13 protein-coding genes, 1 tRNA gene and 1 riboswitch are annotated in these 17,007 nt (G+C 65.9%); of the genes, 8 read left to right on the top strand and 6 right to left on the bottom strand.

Features of this window, described 5'->3' with window-relative positions; genetic code table 11:
- Positions 1 to 182 precede the first annotated feature (182 nt).
- A complete protein-coding gene (locus tag CRO39_RS06875) occupies positions 183 to 2,678 on the bottom strand; it encodes a S9 family peptidase (RefSeq protein ID WP_097121325.1) in 2,496 nt (831 codons plus the stop codon).
- Positions 2,679 to 2,800: 122 nt separating this feature from the next.
- A riboswitch (S-adenosyl-L-homocysteine riboswitch) is annotated at positions 2,801 to 2,881 on the top strand.
- Positions 2,882 to 2,917: 36 nt separating this feature from the next.
- On the opposite strand from CRO39_RS06875, the gene ahcY reads away from it, so the two are divergent.
- From ahcY to CRO39_RS06855, 4 genes are all read left to right on the top strand, one after another.
- Positions 2,918 to 4,351, top strand: a complete 1,434-nt coding sequence (ahcY, locus tag CRO39_RS06870; RefSeq protein WP_097121125.1) for an adenosylhomocysteinase — start codon at positions 2,918 to 2,920, stop codon at positions 4,349 to 4,351.
- A 206-nt stretch (positions 4,352 to 4,557) separates the two neighbouring features.
- Positions 4,558 to 5,385: a methylenetetrahydrofolate reductase [NAD(P)H] gene (gene metF, locus CRO39_RS06865; protein WP_097121124.1), complete on the top strand. Its 828-nt coding sequence runs from the start codon at positions 4,558 to 4,560 to the stop codon at positions 5,383 to 5,385.
- An 85-nt stretch (positions 5,386 to 5,470) separates the two neighbouring features.
- Positions 5,471 to 6,061: a hypothetical protein gene (locus CRO39_RS06860; RefSeq protein WP_097121123.1), complete on the top strand. Its 591-nt coding sequence runs from the start codon at positions 5,471 to 5,473 to the stop codon at positions 6,059 to 6,061.
- Between the two features lie 134 nt (positions 6,062 to 6,195).
- Positions 6,196 to 7,107 carry a branched-chain amino acid transaminase gene (locus tag CRO39_RS06855; protein WP_097121122.1) on the top strand — a complete coding sequence of 304 codons (912 nt, stop codon included), beginning with the start codon at positions 6,196 to 6,198 and terminating at the stop codon, positions 7,105 to 7,107.
- Between the two features lie 323 nt (positions 7,108 to 7,430).
- Here CRO39_RS06855 and CRO39_RS06850 read toward each other — a convergent pair whose 3' ends face one another.
- The 5 genes from CRO39_RS06850 to CRO39_RS06830 form a co-directional block, all read right to left on the bottom strand.
- Positions 7,431 to 8,777, bottom strand: coding sequence for a sensor histidine kinase (locus CRO39_RS06850; protein ID WP_097121324.1), 1,347 nt, complete (start codon positions 8,775 to 8,777; stop codon positions 7,431 to 7,433).
- A complete protein-coding gene (locus CRO39_RS06845; protein WP_097121121.1) occupies positions 8,764 to 9,447 on the bottom strand; it encodes a response regulator transcription factor in 684 nt (227 codons plus the stop codon). The genes CRO39_RS06850 and CRO39_RS06845 overlap by 14 nt, the downstream gene beginning before the upstream one ends.
- A gap of 429 nt (positions 9,448 to 9,876) precedes the next feature.
- Positions 9,877 to 10,752 carry a 30S ribosomal protein S6--L-glutamate ligase gene (gene rimK / locus CRO39_RS06840; RefSeq protein WP_097121120.1) on the bottom strand — a complete coding sequence of 292 codons (876 nt, stop codon included), beginning with the start codon at positions 10,750 to 10,752 and terminating at the stop codon, positions 9,877 to 9,879.
- Positions 10,753 to 10,844: 92 nt separating this feature from the next.
- Positions 10,845 to 10,918: transfer RNA gene (locus CRO39_RS06835), tRNA-Gly, on the bottom strand.
- Between the two features lie 85 nt (positions 10,919 to 11,003).
- Positions 11,004 to 12,824: an autotransporter outer membrane beta-barrel domain-containing protein gene (locus CRO39_RS06830; RefSeq protein ID WP_097121119.1), complete on the bottom strand. Its 1,821-nt coding sequence runs from the start codon at positions 12,822 to 12,824 to the stop codon at positions 11,004 to 11,006.
- 196 nt (positions 12,825 to 13,020) lie between these two features.
- Here CRO39_RS06830 and thiS point away from each other — a divergent pair, with 196 nt between their 5' ends.
- From thiS to CRO39_RS06810, 4 genes are all read left to right on the top strand, one after another.
- A complete protein-coding gene (gene thiS, locus CRO39_RS06825) occupies positions 13,021 to 13,221 on the top strand; it encodes a sulfur carrier protein ThiS (protein ID WP_097121323.1) in 201 nt (66 codons plus the stop codon).
- Positions 13,222 to 13,259: 38 nt separating this feature from the next.
- A complete protein-coding gene (locus CRO39_RS06820) occupies positions 13,260 to 14,054 on the top strand; it encodes a thiazole synthase (RefSeq protein WP_097121118.1) in 795 nt (264 codons plus the stop codon).
- 139 nt (positions 14,055 to 14,193) lie between these two features.
- Positions 14,194 to 14,928 carry a tRNA (guanosine(46)-N7)-methyltransferase TrmB gene (gene trmB / locus CRO39_RS06815; protein WP_097121117.1) on the top strand — a complete coding sequence of 245 codons (735 nt, stop codon included), beginning with the start codon at positions 14,194 to 14,196 and terminating at the stop codon, positions 14,926 to 14,928.
- A 206-nt stretch (positions 14,929 to 15,134) separates the two neighbouring features.
- Positions 15,135 to 16,997 carry an SLC13 family permease gene (locus CRO39_RS06810; protein ID WP_097121116.1) on the top strand — a complete coding sequence of 621 codons (1,863 nt, stop codon included), beginning with the start codon at positions 15,135 to 15,137 and terminating at the stop codon, positions 16,995 to 16,997.
- Positions 16,998 to 17,007: the final 10 nt, after the last annotated feature.

Here is a 17,007-nt window from a genome sequence, read left to right as displayed (position 1 = left end):
GACTGGCGGGCGGTCGGAGGGGATTCCGAACATAACCCAATCGGGCCGTCTTTTGTGCACCGCCACATGCGATGGCGACCGGTTTTGCCCGTTGTCCGGCAAGACAAGCCCGGGCAGCGGGAATGGTGCGCAAATGGTACGGAAACGACGCACCTGCGGCGCCGTTTCCGCGCACCGTCCGCTCAGCGCGCCACGGCGGAAGGCGCCGGCGCGGGCTGTTTCAGATAGGTCTCCAGCCAGCGATTGGACTCGGCCAGCATATGCAGGATCGATTCGCGGGCGCGGTAGCCATGCGATTCGTTGGGCAGCATCACCAACCGCGCGTTGCCGCCCAGGCCCTTGATGGCCGCATACATGCGTTCGCTCTGGATCGGGAACGTGCCCGAGTTGTTGTCCTGCTCGCCATGGATCAACAACAACGCATCCTTGATGCTGTCGGCATGGTTGAACGGCGACATCGCGCCATAGACATCGCCGGCCTGCCAGAAATTGCGTTCCTCGGCCTGGAAACCGAACGGCGTCAACGTGCGGTTGTAGGCGCCGCTGCGGGCGATGCCGGCCTTGAACAGCCGCGTATGCGCCAGCAGATTGGCGGTCATGAACGCGCCGTAGGAATGCCCGCCGACCGCGATGCGCTGGCGGTCGGCCACGCCGCGGCGCACCACTTCATCGACTGCCGCCTCGGCGCTGGCAACCAGTTGCGGCACGTAGGTGTCGTTGGGTTCCTTGTCGCCTTCGCCGACGATGGGCACCGAAAAGTCGTCCAGCACCGCATAACCCATGGCCAGGAACGCCTGCGGGCCCCAGTAGCCGACCGCGTTGAAGCGATACGGCGAGTCGGTCACCTGGCTGGCGGCCTCGGCCGATTTGAACTCGGACGGATAGGCCCACATCAGCATCGGCAGCGGACCGTCGCGCCTGGCATCGTAACCGGGCGGCAGATACAGCGTGCCGGTCAGATCGACACCATCGCCGCGCTTGTAGCGGATCTGTTCCTTGCTGACGCCTTTGAGTTGCGGCGTGGGGTGCGGGAAACGGGTCAGCGCGCGCGGCTCGGCTTGCGCCTGCTGCAGATCGCGCACGTAGAAGTTGGCCGGCTCGTCCTGCGATTCGCGCGCGGTCAACACGCGCTGACCGGCGCTGTCGAGCACGGCGTGCGGCGCTTCGTAGTACGGCGGCTGCGAATGGAACAGGCGCACGCTTGCGCCATCGCGCAGATCCACGCGGTCCAGGAACGGGCGGTCGCCTTCCGGCGATGCGCCGTCGCCGCGGCGGAAGATGCTCTCGCCATCGGCGATCAGCAGGCGGGACTGGCCGTTCTCGTCGACGACGGTGACCGGCCTGCCGGGATCGTTGTAGCGGTCCTCGTACGAGCCATCGCGTATCAGTTGCGGGTCGCGGTCGGCGTGATCCGGCGCGATTCGCCATTCCCTGACCTGGCGGGTTTTCCACCAGTATTCGCTCAGCAACGCCAGCTCGCCGCCGCCCCAGTAGATGCCGCCGTAGCGCATGCCCAGCCGCGCCAGCGTGACCGGCGGGCGCTCGAACGGCGCCGCCTGCATCAGCACCGCATCGCGGATGTCGGCGTTGCGGGCGGGATCGCCGCCGTCCTGCGCCTCGGCCCACACCAGCGTAGCCGGTGCGTCGCCGCGCCATTCGATGTCGCGTACGCCGGTCGCCACGGCGTCGTTGCCGGTGGGCAGTCCTTCCACCAGCGGCAGCTTGGCCACCTCATGCACCAGCCGCCCCTGCAAATCCAGCACTTCGATACGGCGCGGGAAACGGCGATACGGCACCAGATACGAGAATGGCCGCTCGATGCGCTGGTTCAACAGGTAGCGGCCATCCGGCGAGGCTTCCACCGACAGCGTCAGCGCCGGCACGCCGAGTCTGGCCACGTTGCCGGCCAGATCCACCAGCGCCGTCTGCGAGCGCAGGTAATGCTCGAACAGGCGCGCATCGGTTTCGTTCTTCAGCAGGTCCTGGTAGGTGCGTATCTGGGTGACGCCGTTGCCCGACTGGGTCTGCTGCGTATTGGGGCCAACGGGAATGCCGCCATCGGAAGCCGGCGCCTCGCCCTGCCCCTCCGGCAGCAGCTGCACCAGCAGGCGCTGACTGTCAGGCATCCAGCGATAGCCGCGGCCGGCCACCGTGTTCAATGGCTGCGAAATCAACCGCCGCGCACTGCGCGCTTTGACGTCGATCAGCCACAACTCGTTGCTGCCGCGCCTGGCGTCGACCTGGTTGAAGGCGATGTAGTTCTGATCCGGCGACCAGCTGGAACTGGCCACCGACAGCGGCTGTGGCAGTCCCTGGATGCGGATTTCCTTGCCTGATGCGATCTCCAGCAGCCACAAATCGCTGCCGAACGAGAAGCGGCTCTGTGCGTAGGTGCGCGGATTGATGCGCAGGCCGGCCAGCTTCAGCTCCGGCTGGGCCACCACGTCGATGCCCGGCAGCGAAGGCGTCTGCGTCAGCGACAGCAGATCGCGGCGGGGACTGATGGCCAGCTGCGGCGGCCGCGGCGCATCCACCAGCGCCTGCAGCGCCGGCGGCGGCAATTCGTAACCACCGGCAGCGGACGCAGCAGCCAGCGCCGGGGCTTCTTTTGCCGGGATGGCCGCGGACGGCAGCGCCAGAAGCAGGAACAACCACAGCAAACACCGGGAAATGGGCATGGTCAATGCTCGGCTTTCAGAGAATCGGACCGGAAGGGTAACCGCAGACCTGCCCTGCCGGCCTGGGCCAGCGGTCATACCTGGCCATCCCTTCATCCGGAACAAGCGATATAATGGCGCGCCTCGCCGAGGGGCGCTGCGACCGCGGGAACTACGCCACGGCCAGGCTCGGCAGGACTTTTTTGTAACGGCGCCCGGTCAAGAATGCGAGTCCGCTCGCCAACTTTCCGGAGCTACATATGAACGCCGTACGCCAATTCTCCGCCGAAGGCGACTACAAGGTCGCCGACATCTCCCTGGCCGAATGGGGCCGCAAGGAGATCGACATCGCCGAGCACGAAATGCCCGGCCTGATGTCCATCCGCAAGCAATACGCCGCCGCCAAGCCGCTGAAGGGCGTGCGCGTGACCGGCAGCCTGCACATGACCATCCAGACCGCCGTGCTGATCGAGACGCTGGTGGACCTGGGCGCCGACGTGCGCTGGGCCTCGTGCAACATCTTCTCCACCCAGGACCATGCCGCCGCCGCCATTGCCGCCACCGGCACCCCGGTGTTCGCCTGGAAGGGCGAAACGCTGGAGGAATACTGGGACTGCACGCTGGATGCGCTGAATTTCGGCGGCGGCAAACTCGGTCCGCAGCTGGTCGTCGACGACGGCGGCGACGTCACCCTGCTGATCCACAAGGGCTACGAGCTGGAAAACGGTAGCGACTGGGTCAACACCGCTTCCTCCAGCCACGAGGAACAGGTCATCAAGAACCTGCTCAAGCGCGTGCACAAGGAGCGTCCGGGCTACTGGACCGACGTGGTCAAGGACTGGAAGGGCGTCTCCGAAGAGACCACTACCGGCGTGCACCGCCTGTACCAGCTGGCCGAAGCCGGCACGCTGCTGGTGCCGGCCATCAACGTCAACGACTCGGTCACCAAGTCCAAGTTCGACAACCTGTACGGCTGCCGCGAATCGCTGGCCGACGGCCTGAAGCGCGCGATGGACGTGATGCTGGCCGGCAAGGTGGCCGTGGTCTGCGGCTACGGCGATGTCGGCAAGGGCTCGGCGCACAGCCTGCGCGCCTACGGCGCCCGCGTCATCGTCACCGAGATCGACCCGATCTGCGCGCTGCAGGCGGCGATGGAAGGCTTCGAGGTCAACACCGTCGAAGACACGCTTGGCCAGGCCGACATCTACGTCACCACCACCGGCAACAAGGACATCATCACCATCGACCACATGAAGGCGATGAAGGACCAGGCCATCGTCTGCAACATCGGCCACTTCGACAACGAAATCCAGGTCGATGCGCTGTACAACCTGCCGGGCGTGCAGAAGATCAACATCAAGCCGCAGGTGGACAAGTTCGTATTCGCCAACGGCAATGCGATCTTCCTGCTGGCCGAAGGCCGCCTGGTCAACCTGGGCTGCGCCACCGGCCACCCCAGCTTCGTGATGTCCAACTCGTTCTCCAACCAGACCCTGGCCCAGATCGACCTGTGGGCCAACAAGGACGTCTACGAAAAGACCGTCTACCGCCTGCCCAAGCATCTGGACGAAGAAGTCGCCCGCCTGCACCTGGAAAAGATCGGCGTCAAGCTGACCAAGCTGACCAAGGAACAGGCCGACTACCTGGGCGTGCCGGTCGAAGGCCCGTACAAGCCGGACCATTACCGCTACTGAGCGGATTGGCTGTTACGGATGAAACCGGAACGGGCGCCGAAAGGCGCCCGTTCTTTCGTTCAGCGGTAGCTCGCTTTCGACTCTGCAGCACCGCCGCCGCCATGACCGAATGCCCCACCCTCCATCGAATCGTCGACAGCTCCACGCAATCACATCCATCGCGATATAGCGATATAATTCCCGCCAATCCTGTCCGAACCGCGCCCATGCCAGCCATCAGCTTCGAGTTCTATCCCCCCAAGACCGACGAACAGCGGGCGCAGTTGGACCGCACCGCGGAGAAGCTGAAGGGGTATGCGCCGGAATACGTTTCCTGCACGTTCGGGGCCGGCGGCTCGACGCTCAGCTACACCTCCGAAACGGTGCGCCATCTCAACCAGAAGCACGGTTTCATGGCTGCGCCGCACCTGTCCTGCGTGGGCGGCAGCCGCGAGGAAATCCGCGAACTGCTCAAGCTGTACCGCGCCATCGGCTGCAAGCGCATCGTCGCGTTGCGCGGCGACCTGCCCTCGGGCATGGGCCACCCCGGCGACCTGCGCTACGCCTCGGATCTGGTGGCCTTCATCCGCGCCGAGCACGGCGACAGCTTCCACATCGAAGTGGCCTGCTATCCGGAAACCCATCCGCAGTCCGAGGATGCGCTGGCCGATCTGAAACACTTCAAGGCCAAGGTCGATGCCGGTGCCGATGGCGCCATCACCCAGTATTTCTACAATCCCGACGCCTATTTCCATTTCGTCGATGCGGTACGCAAGCTGGGGGTGGACGTGCCTATCGTCCCGGGCATCATGCCCATCGCCAACTTCACCCAGCTGCGGCGCTTCTCCGAGGCCTGCGGCGCGGAAATCCCGCGCTGGATCGGCAAGCGTATGCAGGCCTACGGCGATGATGCCGACAGCGTGCGCGAATTCGGTGCCGACGTGGTCGCCCGCCTGTGCGAACGGCTGATCGCCGGCGGCGCACCCTCACTGCACTTCTACACGCTGAACCTGGCCAAGCCCACGCAAAACGTGCTTGCCCGGCTTGGCGGGTAGCGGGCATTGCTGCGTGGCTGAACGCACGGGCACTTCCCCGCTCGTTCCGATGACGCAGGTGGCCGGCGTCGGGTAGTCTGAGCGGATGCTTCGCGTCCTGTTGCCGCTGTTCCTGCTTTGCATCTGCTCGCTTGCGCCGGGAACCGCGGCACTGGCCCAGAATCCGATCAAGCGCTGCACCACGATGACCGGCGAAACGGTCTATACCGACAAGCGCTGCGAGGACGTGGGCGCGATGGACCGCCTGCCCGATGTCGGCGCCGCCGGCGGTGCGGTGTCGGGAGGCCACCTCTACCGTGGCGGCTGCTCGCGCACGCTCAGCGACCTGGTCTATCAGATCACCGCCGCCATCGATGCGCAGGACGTCAACCGGCTGGCCGGCGTCTACCAATGGGGCGGGATCTCCAACAGCGCCGCCAACCGCATCCTGGACCGGCTGGAAGCCATCGTGCAACGGCCGCTGGTCGATATCGTGCCGGTGCGTCCCGAACCTGCCCCGATCATCGACGAACTGGGCAATGTCATCGACCAGAATAGTGATGGTTACTATCCGCAGACCCAGCCGCAGCGTCCCGTCGGCCTGCGGCTGGAGCAGACCCTGAAGAACGGCAGCACGCCCTCCAGCACCGTCCTTGGGTTGCGGCGCAGCTACAACTGCTTCTGGATCACGTTGTAGGCACGTATGGGGGCGAATGCAGGAGCGACGTGAGTCGCGATGGGCCGTTTCCGTGAAAGCTTCATCGCGACTCACGTCGCTCCTACAAGGGATTCCGGTAGTGGCACAATGGGCCGTCACCGAGGAGCGCAGCCATGCAATTTCCCGAGAAGATCTGGCACAACGGCGCCGTCAAGCCATGGGCGGAAGCCACCACCCACGTCATGGCGCACGCCATCCACTACGGCTCTTCGGTGTTCGAAGGCATCCGCGCCTACGAAACCCCGAAAGGCACGGCGATCTTCCGATTGGACGATCACAACCGGCGCCTGTTCCAGTCGGCCAAGATCTACGACATCCAGATTCCCTACACGCTGGCCGAGATCAACGCCGCATGCAAGGAAATCGTCCGCGTCAACGGCTTGCGCAGCGCCTATCTGCGGCCGGTGGTCTTCCGCGGCTATGGCGGCATCGGCATCGCCGCCGAGACCCCCATCGATGTGGCGGTGGCGGCCATGGCGTTCGGCCGCTACCTGGGCGAAGGCGCCACCGAGAACGGCATCGACGCCTGCGTTTCCAGTTGGCAGCGTTTCGCGCCCAACACGCTGCCGGCCGGCGCCAAGGCCGGCGGCAACTATCTGTCCGGACAATTGGTCACCCGCGAGGCGCGCCGGCACGGCTATGGCGAAGGCATCGCGCTGGCGTCGACCGGCCTGCTCAGCGAAGGCGCCGGCGAGAACCTGTTCCTGGTCTTCGACGGCGAACTGCATACCCCGCCAGCCAGCGCGTCCATCCTCAGCGGCATCACCCGCAACTCCATCATCCGGCTGGCGCGCGACAACGGCATCAACGTCATCGAACGCGACCTGCCGCGCGAATACCTGTACCTGTGCGACGAGCTGATGATGTGCGGCACCGCCGCCGAGATTACGCCGCTGCGTTCGGTCGACGGCAAGCCGGTCGGCGACGGCAAGCCCGGACCGGTCACCCAACGGATCCAGCAGTTGTTCTTCGGCCTGTTCGACGGCAGCACCGAGGACCGCTACGGCTGGTTGGATTATCTCTGACTGTGGAGCCGCACTTGCCAGGGGCTGTTGCCGTTTCCCAAGCAGGCCGCTCTTCGCTGTTGCGTGGGACGCGAAGCGCCGGAACCAGACAGCTTGTGGGAGCGGTGTGAGTCGCGACCGGAAACATCGATGTCGCAACTCACCGGTGTCGGCACGCCGGCGTCACTCCCACAGAATCGCTTTTCGATCCGTGCACGCCAAACAAGGAGCGGCTCCGCCATCAGAAGCGGGCATCGCTCCGACGTAGAGCCGATCTTGCCCGGCTCCTCGGCGCCCTCTGCCGACACGCGAAATTCAGCGGAGCGAAATCCGCTCCACGCATTTCAGCTTGCGCCGACAGCTTCGCCATCGGCGGAAAAGCGCAGCATCGCAACCACGCCCTTGTGTTCGCCCGGACGCACGCTGACCTGCCAGCCGTAAAGGTCGCACAGCCGGCTGACGATCGACAGGCCGATGCCGCCGCCCTGCGAATGGCCGGCATGGGTGCCGCGATAGCCGCGTTCGAACAGGCGCGCGGCGTCTTCGGCGCTCAGGCCCGGGCCGGAATCGATGACTTCCACGCCGTCGGGCAGCAGCTTCACCACCACGTCGCCTTCCATCGTGTACTTGACCGCGTTGCCGATCAGGTTGCCCAACGCCACCGACAGCACCGTTTCCGGCGCATCGACGGTCAGTTCGCTATGGCCTTCCACGCGCAGCGTCAGCGCTTTTCCGCCCAGTTGCGCGCGGTGCGCTTCCAGCAGTTGTTCGGCGACCTTGGCCACGTCGGTGTTGCCGTGGCCGCGTTCGTTGCGCGACAGCAGCAGCAGCGCGCTTATGAGGTCCGTGCACTGCTGCTCGGCGCGCTGGATGCGCTGGATGCGGGTCCTGGATTTTTCGTCCAGATCCGGGCGCGACAGCATCAGCTCGACGGATCCGCGGATGATCGCCAGCGGCGTGCGCAATTCGTGGCTGACGTCGGCGTTGAACTCGCGGTCGCGCTGGACGACTTCGGTCAGGCGGTCGGAATAATCGTCCAGCGCTTCGGCCAGCTGCCCGACTTCGTCTTCCGGAAAGTGCGGGGCCAGCGGTTGCGGGTCGCTGCTGCCGCGATAGGCGCGCAGGCGCCCCGCCAGCTCCGAAACCGGACTCATCACCCGCGATGCCGCCCACCAGCCGACCAGCAGCGACAGCAGGCTGAACAGCAGTACCGAAATATAGAGCGCACGGTTGAGCTGTTCCTGCCCGCGCAGCGTCTGGCTCATGTCGTAGGCAAGGAAGAACCAGGCATCTGGCGTCTTGCGCACCGCCAGTTTGTAGGAAAAGGAATCGCCGTTCTCGTCCACGCCGCTGAGGTTGTGGATGCCGTCCTTGAAGTCGTACCAGTCCGGCTGCTCCAGCCGCAGCCGTTCGAAACCGTCCGGCCGCACGATGCGCGCACGCATCTGCTGCACGGGCAGGTCCACGTTGTCCGGATTGATGGTGTAGCGCCGCCAGAACTCGTCGATGTTCCGGTTCATCACGTCTTCGACCAGTTGATCTTCCACGCGCTGCCTGGCGTAGTCGGTCAGATAGGCGAACAGCGCCGTCAGGCCGGTGCCCAACAGCACGAAAGACAGGATGATGCGGGTGCGGAGCCGTCGGCGGAAGCGGCGGTGGCGGCGCTGGCCGGTCGACTCAGCTGCTGGCATCTGGCGCGGCGATTCGGTATCCAATGCCATGCCGGGTCTGGATGAACGGCGTGTCGAACGGCTTGTCGACCACCGCGCGCAGGCCATGGATGTGCACGCGCAACGAATCCGAATCCGGCAGTTCCTCGCCCCAGACCCGGGTTTCCAGCTCCTGCCGGGTGACCACGGCCGGCGAGGCCTCCATCAGCGCCTGCAGGATCTTCAGCGCGGTCGGATTGAGCTGCAGCAGCTTGCCCTGGCGCCGCACTTCCAGCGTGTCCAGGTTGTATTCCAGCTCGCCCACTTCCAGCACCCGCGTCTGCACGCCCTTGCCGCGGCGCGACAACGCGTTCAGGCGGACTTCGACTTCCTGCAGCGCGAACGGCTTGATCAGGTAGTCGTCGGCGCCGGAATCGAAACCGGCCAGCTTGTTGTCCAGCGTATCGCGCGCGGTCAGCATCAGTACCGGGGTCTGTTTGCGCGCCTCGTTGCGAAGCTTGCGGCAGACCTCCAACCCGTCCATGCCCGGCAGATTCAAATCCAGCACGATGGCGTCGAACTCATGCACCACCGCCAGGTGCAGGCCGGTCACGCCGTCGGCGGCAAAATCCACCGTGTGGCCCCGTTCTTCCAGGTAGTCGCCGAGATTGGCGGCGATATCGCTGTTGTCTTCTATGACAAGAATGCGCATCAGGCCTTAGCCTCCTTTATTGTGAATGCCGGTCGGCCGCACCGTGCCCCAACGCTGGGGTTGTGCCGATGCCCGACCATGCTTGTGCGGCGATGAAGTTGCCGGAATCAACCGCCACATCGTTTCATACCTTGCAACGAATAAGGGATCGAATTTAGCCAGCGCCCGGCGCGCCAGCAAGTGCGGTATCGCCGCAGCCATTCCCGCGGCGGGCCGAAGGCAATAAAAAAGCCCAAGCGGGTGGTCGCCCGCTTGGGCCAAGTAAAGCCCCGATTACCGTAATCCTGTGCTTTCCACTGGATGCCACTGGGAGGAACGCAGAGCTGCGGTCCGGACAAGGCTACGCAGGCTTCGATTAAACGACCGTTAAAGGCGATGTTAATTTACCGTGAAATTCCGGCTCCGGTCACGCTGGAGGCTGAATCCGCCCTATTCAGCATGGGCGGCCACGTAATCCACGATGCGCCCGGCGACGTCGGTGCCGCAGACAGCCTCGATGCCCTCCAGCCCCGGGGTGGAGTTGACTTCCAGCACCAGCGGCCCGCGCCGCGACCGGATCAGATCCACCCCGGCGATGCCCAGGCCAAGCACATGGGCGGCACGCACCGCCATGGCCTGCTCATCGGCGGTGGCGGCCACCGCCTCGGCACTGCCGCCGCGGTGCAGGTTGGAACGGAAATCCCCCTCCGGTGCCTGCCGCCGCATCGATGCCACTACCTGTCCGCCCACCACGAAACAGCGCAGGTCCGCGCCTTCGGCCTCGCCGATGAACTCCTGCACAACGAAGTTGGCGTACAGGCCGCGCAACGCTTCGACCACGCCGCGCGATGCGGACGGCTTTTCGGTCAGCATCACCCCCGCCCCCTGGGCGCCTTCGGTGAGCTTGATCACATGCGGCGGCGGACCCAGCATCGACAACAGGTCCACGGTGTCGTCCGGGTAGTCGCCGAAGACCGTGACCGGCAAGTCGATGCCCTGCGCCGCCAGCAACTGATGCGCGCGCAGCTTGTCGCGCGCGCGCAGGATGGCATCGGAAGGATTGGGCGCATAGCTGCCCATCAGCTCGAACTGCCTCAACACCGCGGTACCGTAACGGGTCACCGATGCGCCGATGCGCGGGATGACCGCCGAATAGCCGGCGATGGGCCGGCCCTTGTAGTGCATGCCGAATCCGTCCGAGGCGATCCGCATGTAACAGCGCACCGGATCCAGCACCCGCACCGAATGCCCGCGTTCGCGCGCGGCCTCGACCAGCCGCCGGGTCGAATACAACTTGCTGTTGCGGGACAGGATGGCCAGTTTCATGGGCATGGCGGGGAAGTTCCAGCGACGACAGCGTGCCATACCAGCGCTGCGCCGGCATGACAGCCGGGCAACGCAACGGAAGAAATCGGGAGTGGAGCGGGTGAAGGGAATCGAACCCTCGTCAGTAGCTTGGGAAGCTACAGCTCTACCATTGAGCTACACCCGCTGGGGAGTGCGCAGTCTATTCCGCGCCCGGACCCGGACGCAATGCGGCGCCGTCGCAACGGCGCCGCAGGCTTATCCCGGCAAGGTCAGAAGCTGCCGCTGACGGTGGCGAACACGCCGGAGTTGCTGCCGCCCTTCTGGTTGACGGTGGTGTTGAGGCCGATATCGGCGTCCAGGCCGAACAGCCGGGTGCGGGCGCCCAGCACCACGGTGCCGTAATCGCGGTCCTTGTCCAGGCCCGGCACCGCGTACGGCGCCATCCCCGGCAGCGTCTGCACCTGCGCGAACACTTCCTCCGGCGGCTTCTCGAACTCGCGGTCCACGGTCAACCGCGCATACGGACGCACATGTTCGTTGATCGCATAGCTGGCCTGCCAACCGATGCTGCCGATCAGCGAATCGAAGTCCTGTTCGCCATGCACCAGCGCGGTCGAGGACGGGTTGCTCTCGGTATAGCCGTCCACCTTGATCCGCTGCGACAGCACGCTGGCCACCGGGCCGTGGCGAAGCAGGCCCTCGCCGAACTGGTAGCCGGCGCTCAGGCCGATGCTGAGGTTGCTGCCGTCCGGCGAACCGCTGTGGCGGCGCGTGGCCGTCCCCAGTTGCACGTCGCGGTCCACATCGTAGGACAGCCAGCTGTAGCTGACCTGCCCGTTGACCCAGACGTTGTCGCCATACCAGCCGGCAAAGCCGCCCAGGGTGGCATCGGACTCGTCGAAACTGCCGCGGCGCAGGCCGAAGTCCTGCTTGTTGCGGCCATAGCCGGCAAAGCCGCCGAACACCATCGCGCCGCGCGACCAGTCCACGCCGAAGGTGCCCGCCGGGCCGGCGCCGTCGAAGTCGTCGCCATGGTCGTAGCGCAGCATGTCGCCGCGCAGGTCGCCCCACCAGCGCATGCCGTCGGCCTCGGGCTTGCCGCTGACGTGGTGGGCAACGCGCTCGGCGCGGCCGCGGCCGATGACCGATGCGGCATACGGCAGCACCGCAATCTGGCGCGGCCCTTCCAGTATCGACAGCGCGTACTGCGACAGCATCCGGTGGGCGCCGGTGGTCGGGTGCACGCCGTCGGCGAACAGGTAGTTTTCCGCCGCACTCGGGACAACATAGTTGGCCGGGCTGCAGGTCAGCGAGGATTCGATGTTGCAGGCCGTGCCGGTCACGTTGACGAAGCCGTAGGTGGCCGGAGCGGCCACGACCTCGCGCAGGAAGCTGAAGGTATCCACCGGGATTACCCGCAGCCCCGCCGCCCCCAATCCGCCATAGAGCGCGTTGTTATAGGCCATCGCCAGTTGCGTTCCCGCAGCCGCGCCGGCCGCGCCCTGCGCCATGAACTGCGGGGTCTGCCCCAGGTCGGGGATATTGGGCACCAGCACGTAGCGCGCGCCGTTCTGCTGCAGCGCGCCGACGATGCCGACCTGCGTGGTCACCGCAGAAGCAATCGTCGTCAGCGGCTCGCCGCCGGCCACCGCGAACAGATCGTTGGCCCCGCCCCACACGGTGTAAAGGGCGTTCGGGTCCGCGCGGCCGCCATTGGCGGCCAGATAGGTGCTGACCTGGGTCGCCAGCGACGGCACCGGCCCGAGCGGGCTGGTGCGTTCGACATTCAAACGCGAACCGCCGACGGCGTAGTTGTCGCCGCCCTGGTTGGCGCTGGTGGCGTCGGTACCGTAGTAGTCGGCCAGGAATTCGGCCCAGACCAGACCGGGATTGGTGCTGAAGCGGCCCAGAATTGCCGCCGACGGCCCGCCGACCTGCACCAGTCCCGGCCGGAACGAGCCCGAGTCGGTCAGGCTGTCGCCGAAGAACACGGTCTTGGAATAGGGGTTGTCCTGCGCCAGCGCAGGCATTGCCGCCAGCGCCAGCGACAGGGCCAGCAACGAACGAACAGGGCTTTTCAGCGATTTCATGGTCTCTCCGGGACTTGAATGGAACAACTTGAATGGGACGCTTGGACCGGCGCGGTAGCCGCCGCGCTCTGCCGTACGGCTGCGCATGGCGGGCATGGTTTCACCAAGCTCCCCCGCATTCACGCTGCAACGCGTCAATGCGCAACGCGCCTCCGGCCGTGATGCGCGATGGCTGGCGAACGGCGACAATGGCGGCATGAACATCCAGCTCAATGGCCAATCGCGGCAGATTCCGGCCGCAAGCACGCTTTCCACCCTGCTGCTGCAGGAAGGCCTGGCCGAGCGCCGGGTCGCCGTGGAGGTCAACGGCGAAATCGTTCCGCGCGGCCTGCACGGCTCACATGCGCTTCACGAAGGCGACCGGGTCGAGATCGTCCACGCGCTGGGTGGCGGCTGAAACGCCGATGTCGCGCGGTTTTCGGCGATAATCGCCCGATGCCCCACGATACCCCTACCGACCCGCTGGTGATTGCGGGAAAAACCTACCGTTCCCGCCTGCTCACCGGCACCGGCAAGTTCAAGGATTTCGAAGAAACCCGGCTGGCCACCGAAGCCGCCGGCGCCGAAATCGTCACCGTCGCCATCCGCCGCACCAACCTGGGCCAGTCGCCCAACGAGCCCAACCTGCTCGACGTGCTGCCGCCGGACCGCTACACCATCCTGCCCAACACCGCCGGCTGCTACACCGCCGACGACGCCGTGCGCACCTGCCGGCTGGCGCGCGAACTGCTGGATGGCCACACCCTGGTCAAGCTGGAGGTGCTGGGCGACCAGAAAACCCTGTACCCGGACGTGGTGCAGACCCTGGCCGCCGCCGAGACGCTGGTCGCCGACGGCTTCCAGGTCATGGTCTACACCAGCGACGACCCCATCCTGGCGCGCCGGCTGGAGGACATCGGCTGCGTGGCGGTGATGCCGCTGGCCGCGCCGATCGGCTCGGGCCTGGGCATCCAGAACAGGTACAACCTGCTGGAAATCATCGAGAACGCCAAGGTGCCGGTGCTGGTCGATGCCGGCGTCGGCACTGCGTCCGATGCCGCCATCGCGATGGAACTGGGTTGCGACGGGGTGCTGATGAACACCGCCATCGCCGGCGCGAAGCACCCGGTCCTGATGGCCAGCGCAATGCGCAAGGCGGTCGAAGCCGGCCGCGAAGCCTTCCTGGCCGGGCGCATCCCGCGCAAGCGCAATGCCTCGGCGTCCAGCCCGATCGATGGGCTGATTGGGTGAGCCGGCGCGCTTGCGAGCCACAGGCTCCCGCGCCGGCGACCGCCCGGCCACGAATGGCCGGGCCGGATGTTCCGAAGAACGCATGGTCGCGCCAAGGATGGCGGACGCATCCTCCGCTGCGCAAAGAAAGAGATCTCAGTTGACCGACCCATTCTCCAGCCCTGGCGCCAAGACCCCGCCCAAGCCGTTCACGGTGACCGAGGGCCGGCGCGAGGTGCGCAGCTTCGTACTGCGTCAGGGCCGCTTCACCGAAGCCCAGCAGCGCGCGTTCGATACCCAGTGGCCGCGCTACGGGCTGGATTACACCGGGCAATTGCGCGATTTCGACGCGGTATTCGGCCGCCAGGCGCCGCGGGTGCTGGAGATCGGCTTCGGCAATGGCGAGGCCTTGCGCTATGCGGTGGCCAACGACGCCGGCCGCGACTACATCGGCATCGAGGTGCATGCCCCCGGTGTGGGCCGGCTGCTCAATGCGCTGGCCGAAGACGGCAGCGATCATGTGCGCCTGTACCACCATGACGCGGTGGAAGTGCTGCGCAACGAAGTGGCTGACGGCGCGCTGGACGAGGTACGCATCTACTTCCCCGACCCCTGGCACAAAAAACGCCACAACAAGCGCCGACTGATCCAGCCCGAATTCGCCGCACTGCTGGCAGCCAAGTTGCGCAACGGCGGCCGCTTGCATGCGGCCACCGACTGGCGGGACTATGCCGAACAGATGTGGGACGTGCTGGACGCCACTCCCGGCCTGCGCAATCGCGCCGGCCCGCGCGGCCATGTGCCGCGTCCGGACTGGCGCCCGCAGACCCACTTCGAGACCCGCGGCCAGAAGCTGGGCCATGGCGTGTGGGATCTGCTCTATGACAAGCAGTGATTGGTGATTGGTGATTGGTGATTGGTGATTGGTGATTGGTGATCACGATTGAAAATTAGGCACTCCATCTTTGCGCGTTTCAGTCCCGTGGCCGCTGCCATGGAAGTCCGCCGCATGCGCTTTTGCGAATCGCCAATCACCAATTACCAATCACGAACCACGAATCGCGCATCACCAATCCCCAATCACGAATCACGGCTGCCGTAATGGAAAACGCGCTGACGCTGACCAACGACATGAAGCTCGTCCTCGGGCTGGTCGGGTTCACGATGGCGATGTTCCTGTTCGAACGCATCCGCGCCGACCTGGTCGCGCTGGTGGTGCTGGTGGTGCTAGGGCTGACCGGCCTGATCGCCCCGGAGGAAATCTTCGGCGGCTTCTCCGGCAACGCGGTGATGAGCATCATCGCCACGATGATCCTGGGCGCCGGCCTGGACCGCACCGGCGCGCTGAACCGGCTGGCCTCGTGGCTGCTGCGGCGCGGCCACGGCATCGAGCAGCGGCTGATGCTGATGACCACGGCCATCGCCGGCCTCAATTCCTCGTTCATGCAGAACCCGTCGGTGATGGCGTTGTACCTGCCGGTGGCCTCGCGGCTGTCGTCGCGGACCGGGCTGTCGCTGCAGCGGCTGCTGTTCCCGATTGCGGCCGCCATCGTGATGGGCGGGGCGCTGACCATGGTCGGCAACTCGCCGCTGATCCTGCTCAACGATCTGCTGATCTCGGCCAACAACAACCTGCCGTCGGGCATGGCGACGCTGGAGCCGCTGCGGATGTTCGCGCCGCTTCCTATCGGCGTGGCGCTGCTGGCGGCGTCGCTGCTGTATTTCCGCTTCTTCGGCGACAAGAAGCTCAAGGACGATCCCGACAACGGCGTGGTGACCCCGGCGCGTACCGAAAGCTACTTCGCCAGCACCTACGGCATCGAAGGCGACGTGTTCGAACTGGTGGTCACCGCCGAGAGTCCGCTGGTGGGCATGTCGCTGGGCGAGGCCGAGGCGATGCACGACGCCCCGCTGATGCTGGCGCTGCAGACCGGCAACGACACCCGGCTGGCGCCGCCGGCGGACATGCGCATCTGGGTCGGCAGCGTGCTGGGGGTGATGGGCGCGCGCCAGGCGGTGGCCGATTTCGCGCAGAACCATTTCCTGCGCATGTCGTCGCGCCTGCGCCACTTCGGCGACCTGTTCAATCCCAGCCGCGCCGGCATTTCCGAAGCGGTGATTCCGCCGACTTCCAAGTTCATCGGCAAGACCGCCCGCGACCTGCGCCTGCGCAAGCAGAGCGGCATCAGCCTGCTGGCGATCAACCGCGACAAGAAGGTCATCCGCGAAGACGTGCGCACGGTGACCCTGCGCGCCGGCGACATGCTGGTGTTCCACAGCATCTGGCAGGATCTTGGCCAGGCGGCGGAAAGCCGCGATTTCGTGGTGGTGACCGACTACCCGAAAGGCGAGCAGCGCCCGCACAAGTTCAAGATCGCGATGAGCATCTTCGCCATCACGGTGGTAATCGCGCTGACCTCGCGGCTGCCGGTGTCGCTGACGCTGATGACCGGCGTGGCCGGCATGCTGCTGACCGGCGTGCTGCGGATGGATGAAGCCTACGCGGCGATCAACTGGAAGACCGTGTTCCTGATGGCCGGGCTGATACCGCTGGGCTGGGCGATGGACAGCAGCGGCGCCGCGGCCTGGGTCGCCGGGCACACGGTGGAGCGGCTGCCGGAAGGCATTCCGATCTGGGCGCTGGAGATCGCCATCGCGCTGCTGACCACCGCGTTTTCGCTGGTCATCAGCCATGTCGGCGCCACCATCGTGATGGTGCCGATGGCGATCAACCTGGCGCTGGCCGCCGGCGGCAATCCCACCGCGTTCGCGCTGATCGTGGCGCTGTCGGCGTCCAACAACCTGATGACCGCCTCCAACCCGGTGATCTCGATGATCACCGGCCCGGCCAACTACACCTCGCGGCAGCTGTGGCGCGTCGGCGGACCGTTGTCGCTGACCTATACGCTGGTGGTGGTGGTCGCCGTCAACATCATGTTCTGGTGGGGCGGACGGGCGGGATAATCGCGGCGCT

This window comes from Pseudoxanthomonas wuyuanensis, assembly GCF_900215535.1.
Classification (GTDB): Bacteria; Pseudomonadota; Gammaproteobacteria; order Xanthomonadales; family Xanthomonadaceae; genus Pseudoxanthomonas_A; species Pseudoxanthomonas_A wuyuanensis.
The sequence above is the reverse complement of the archived record's forward strand: the minus strand, read 5'-3'. Positions and strand labels throughout refer to the sequence as shown.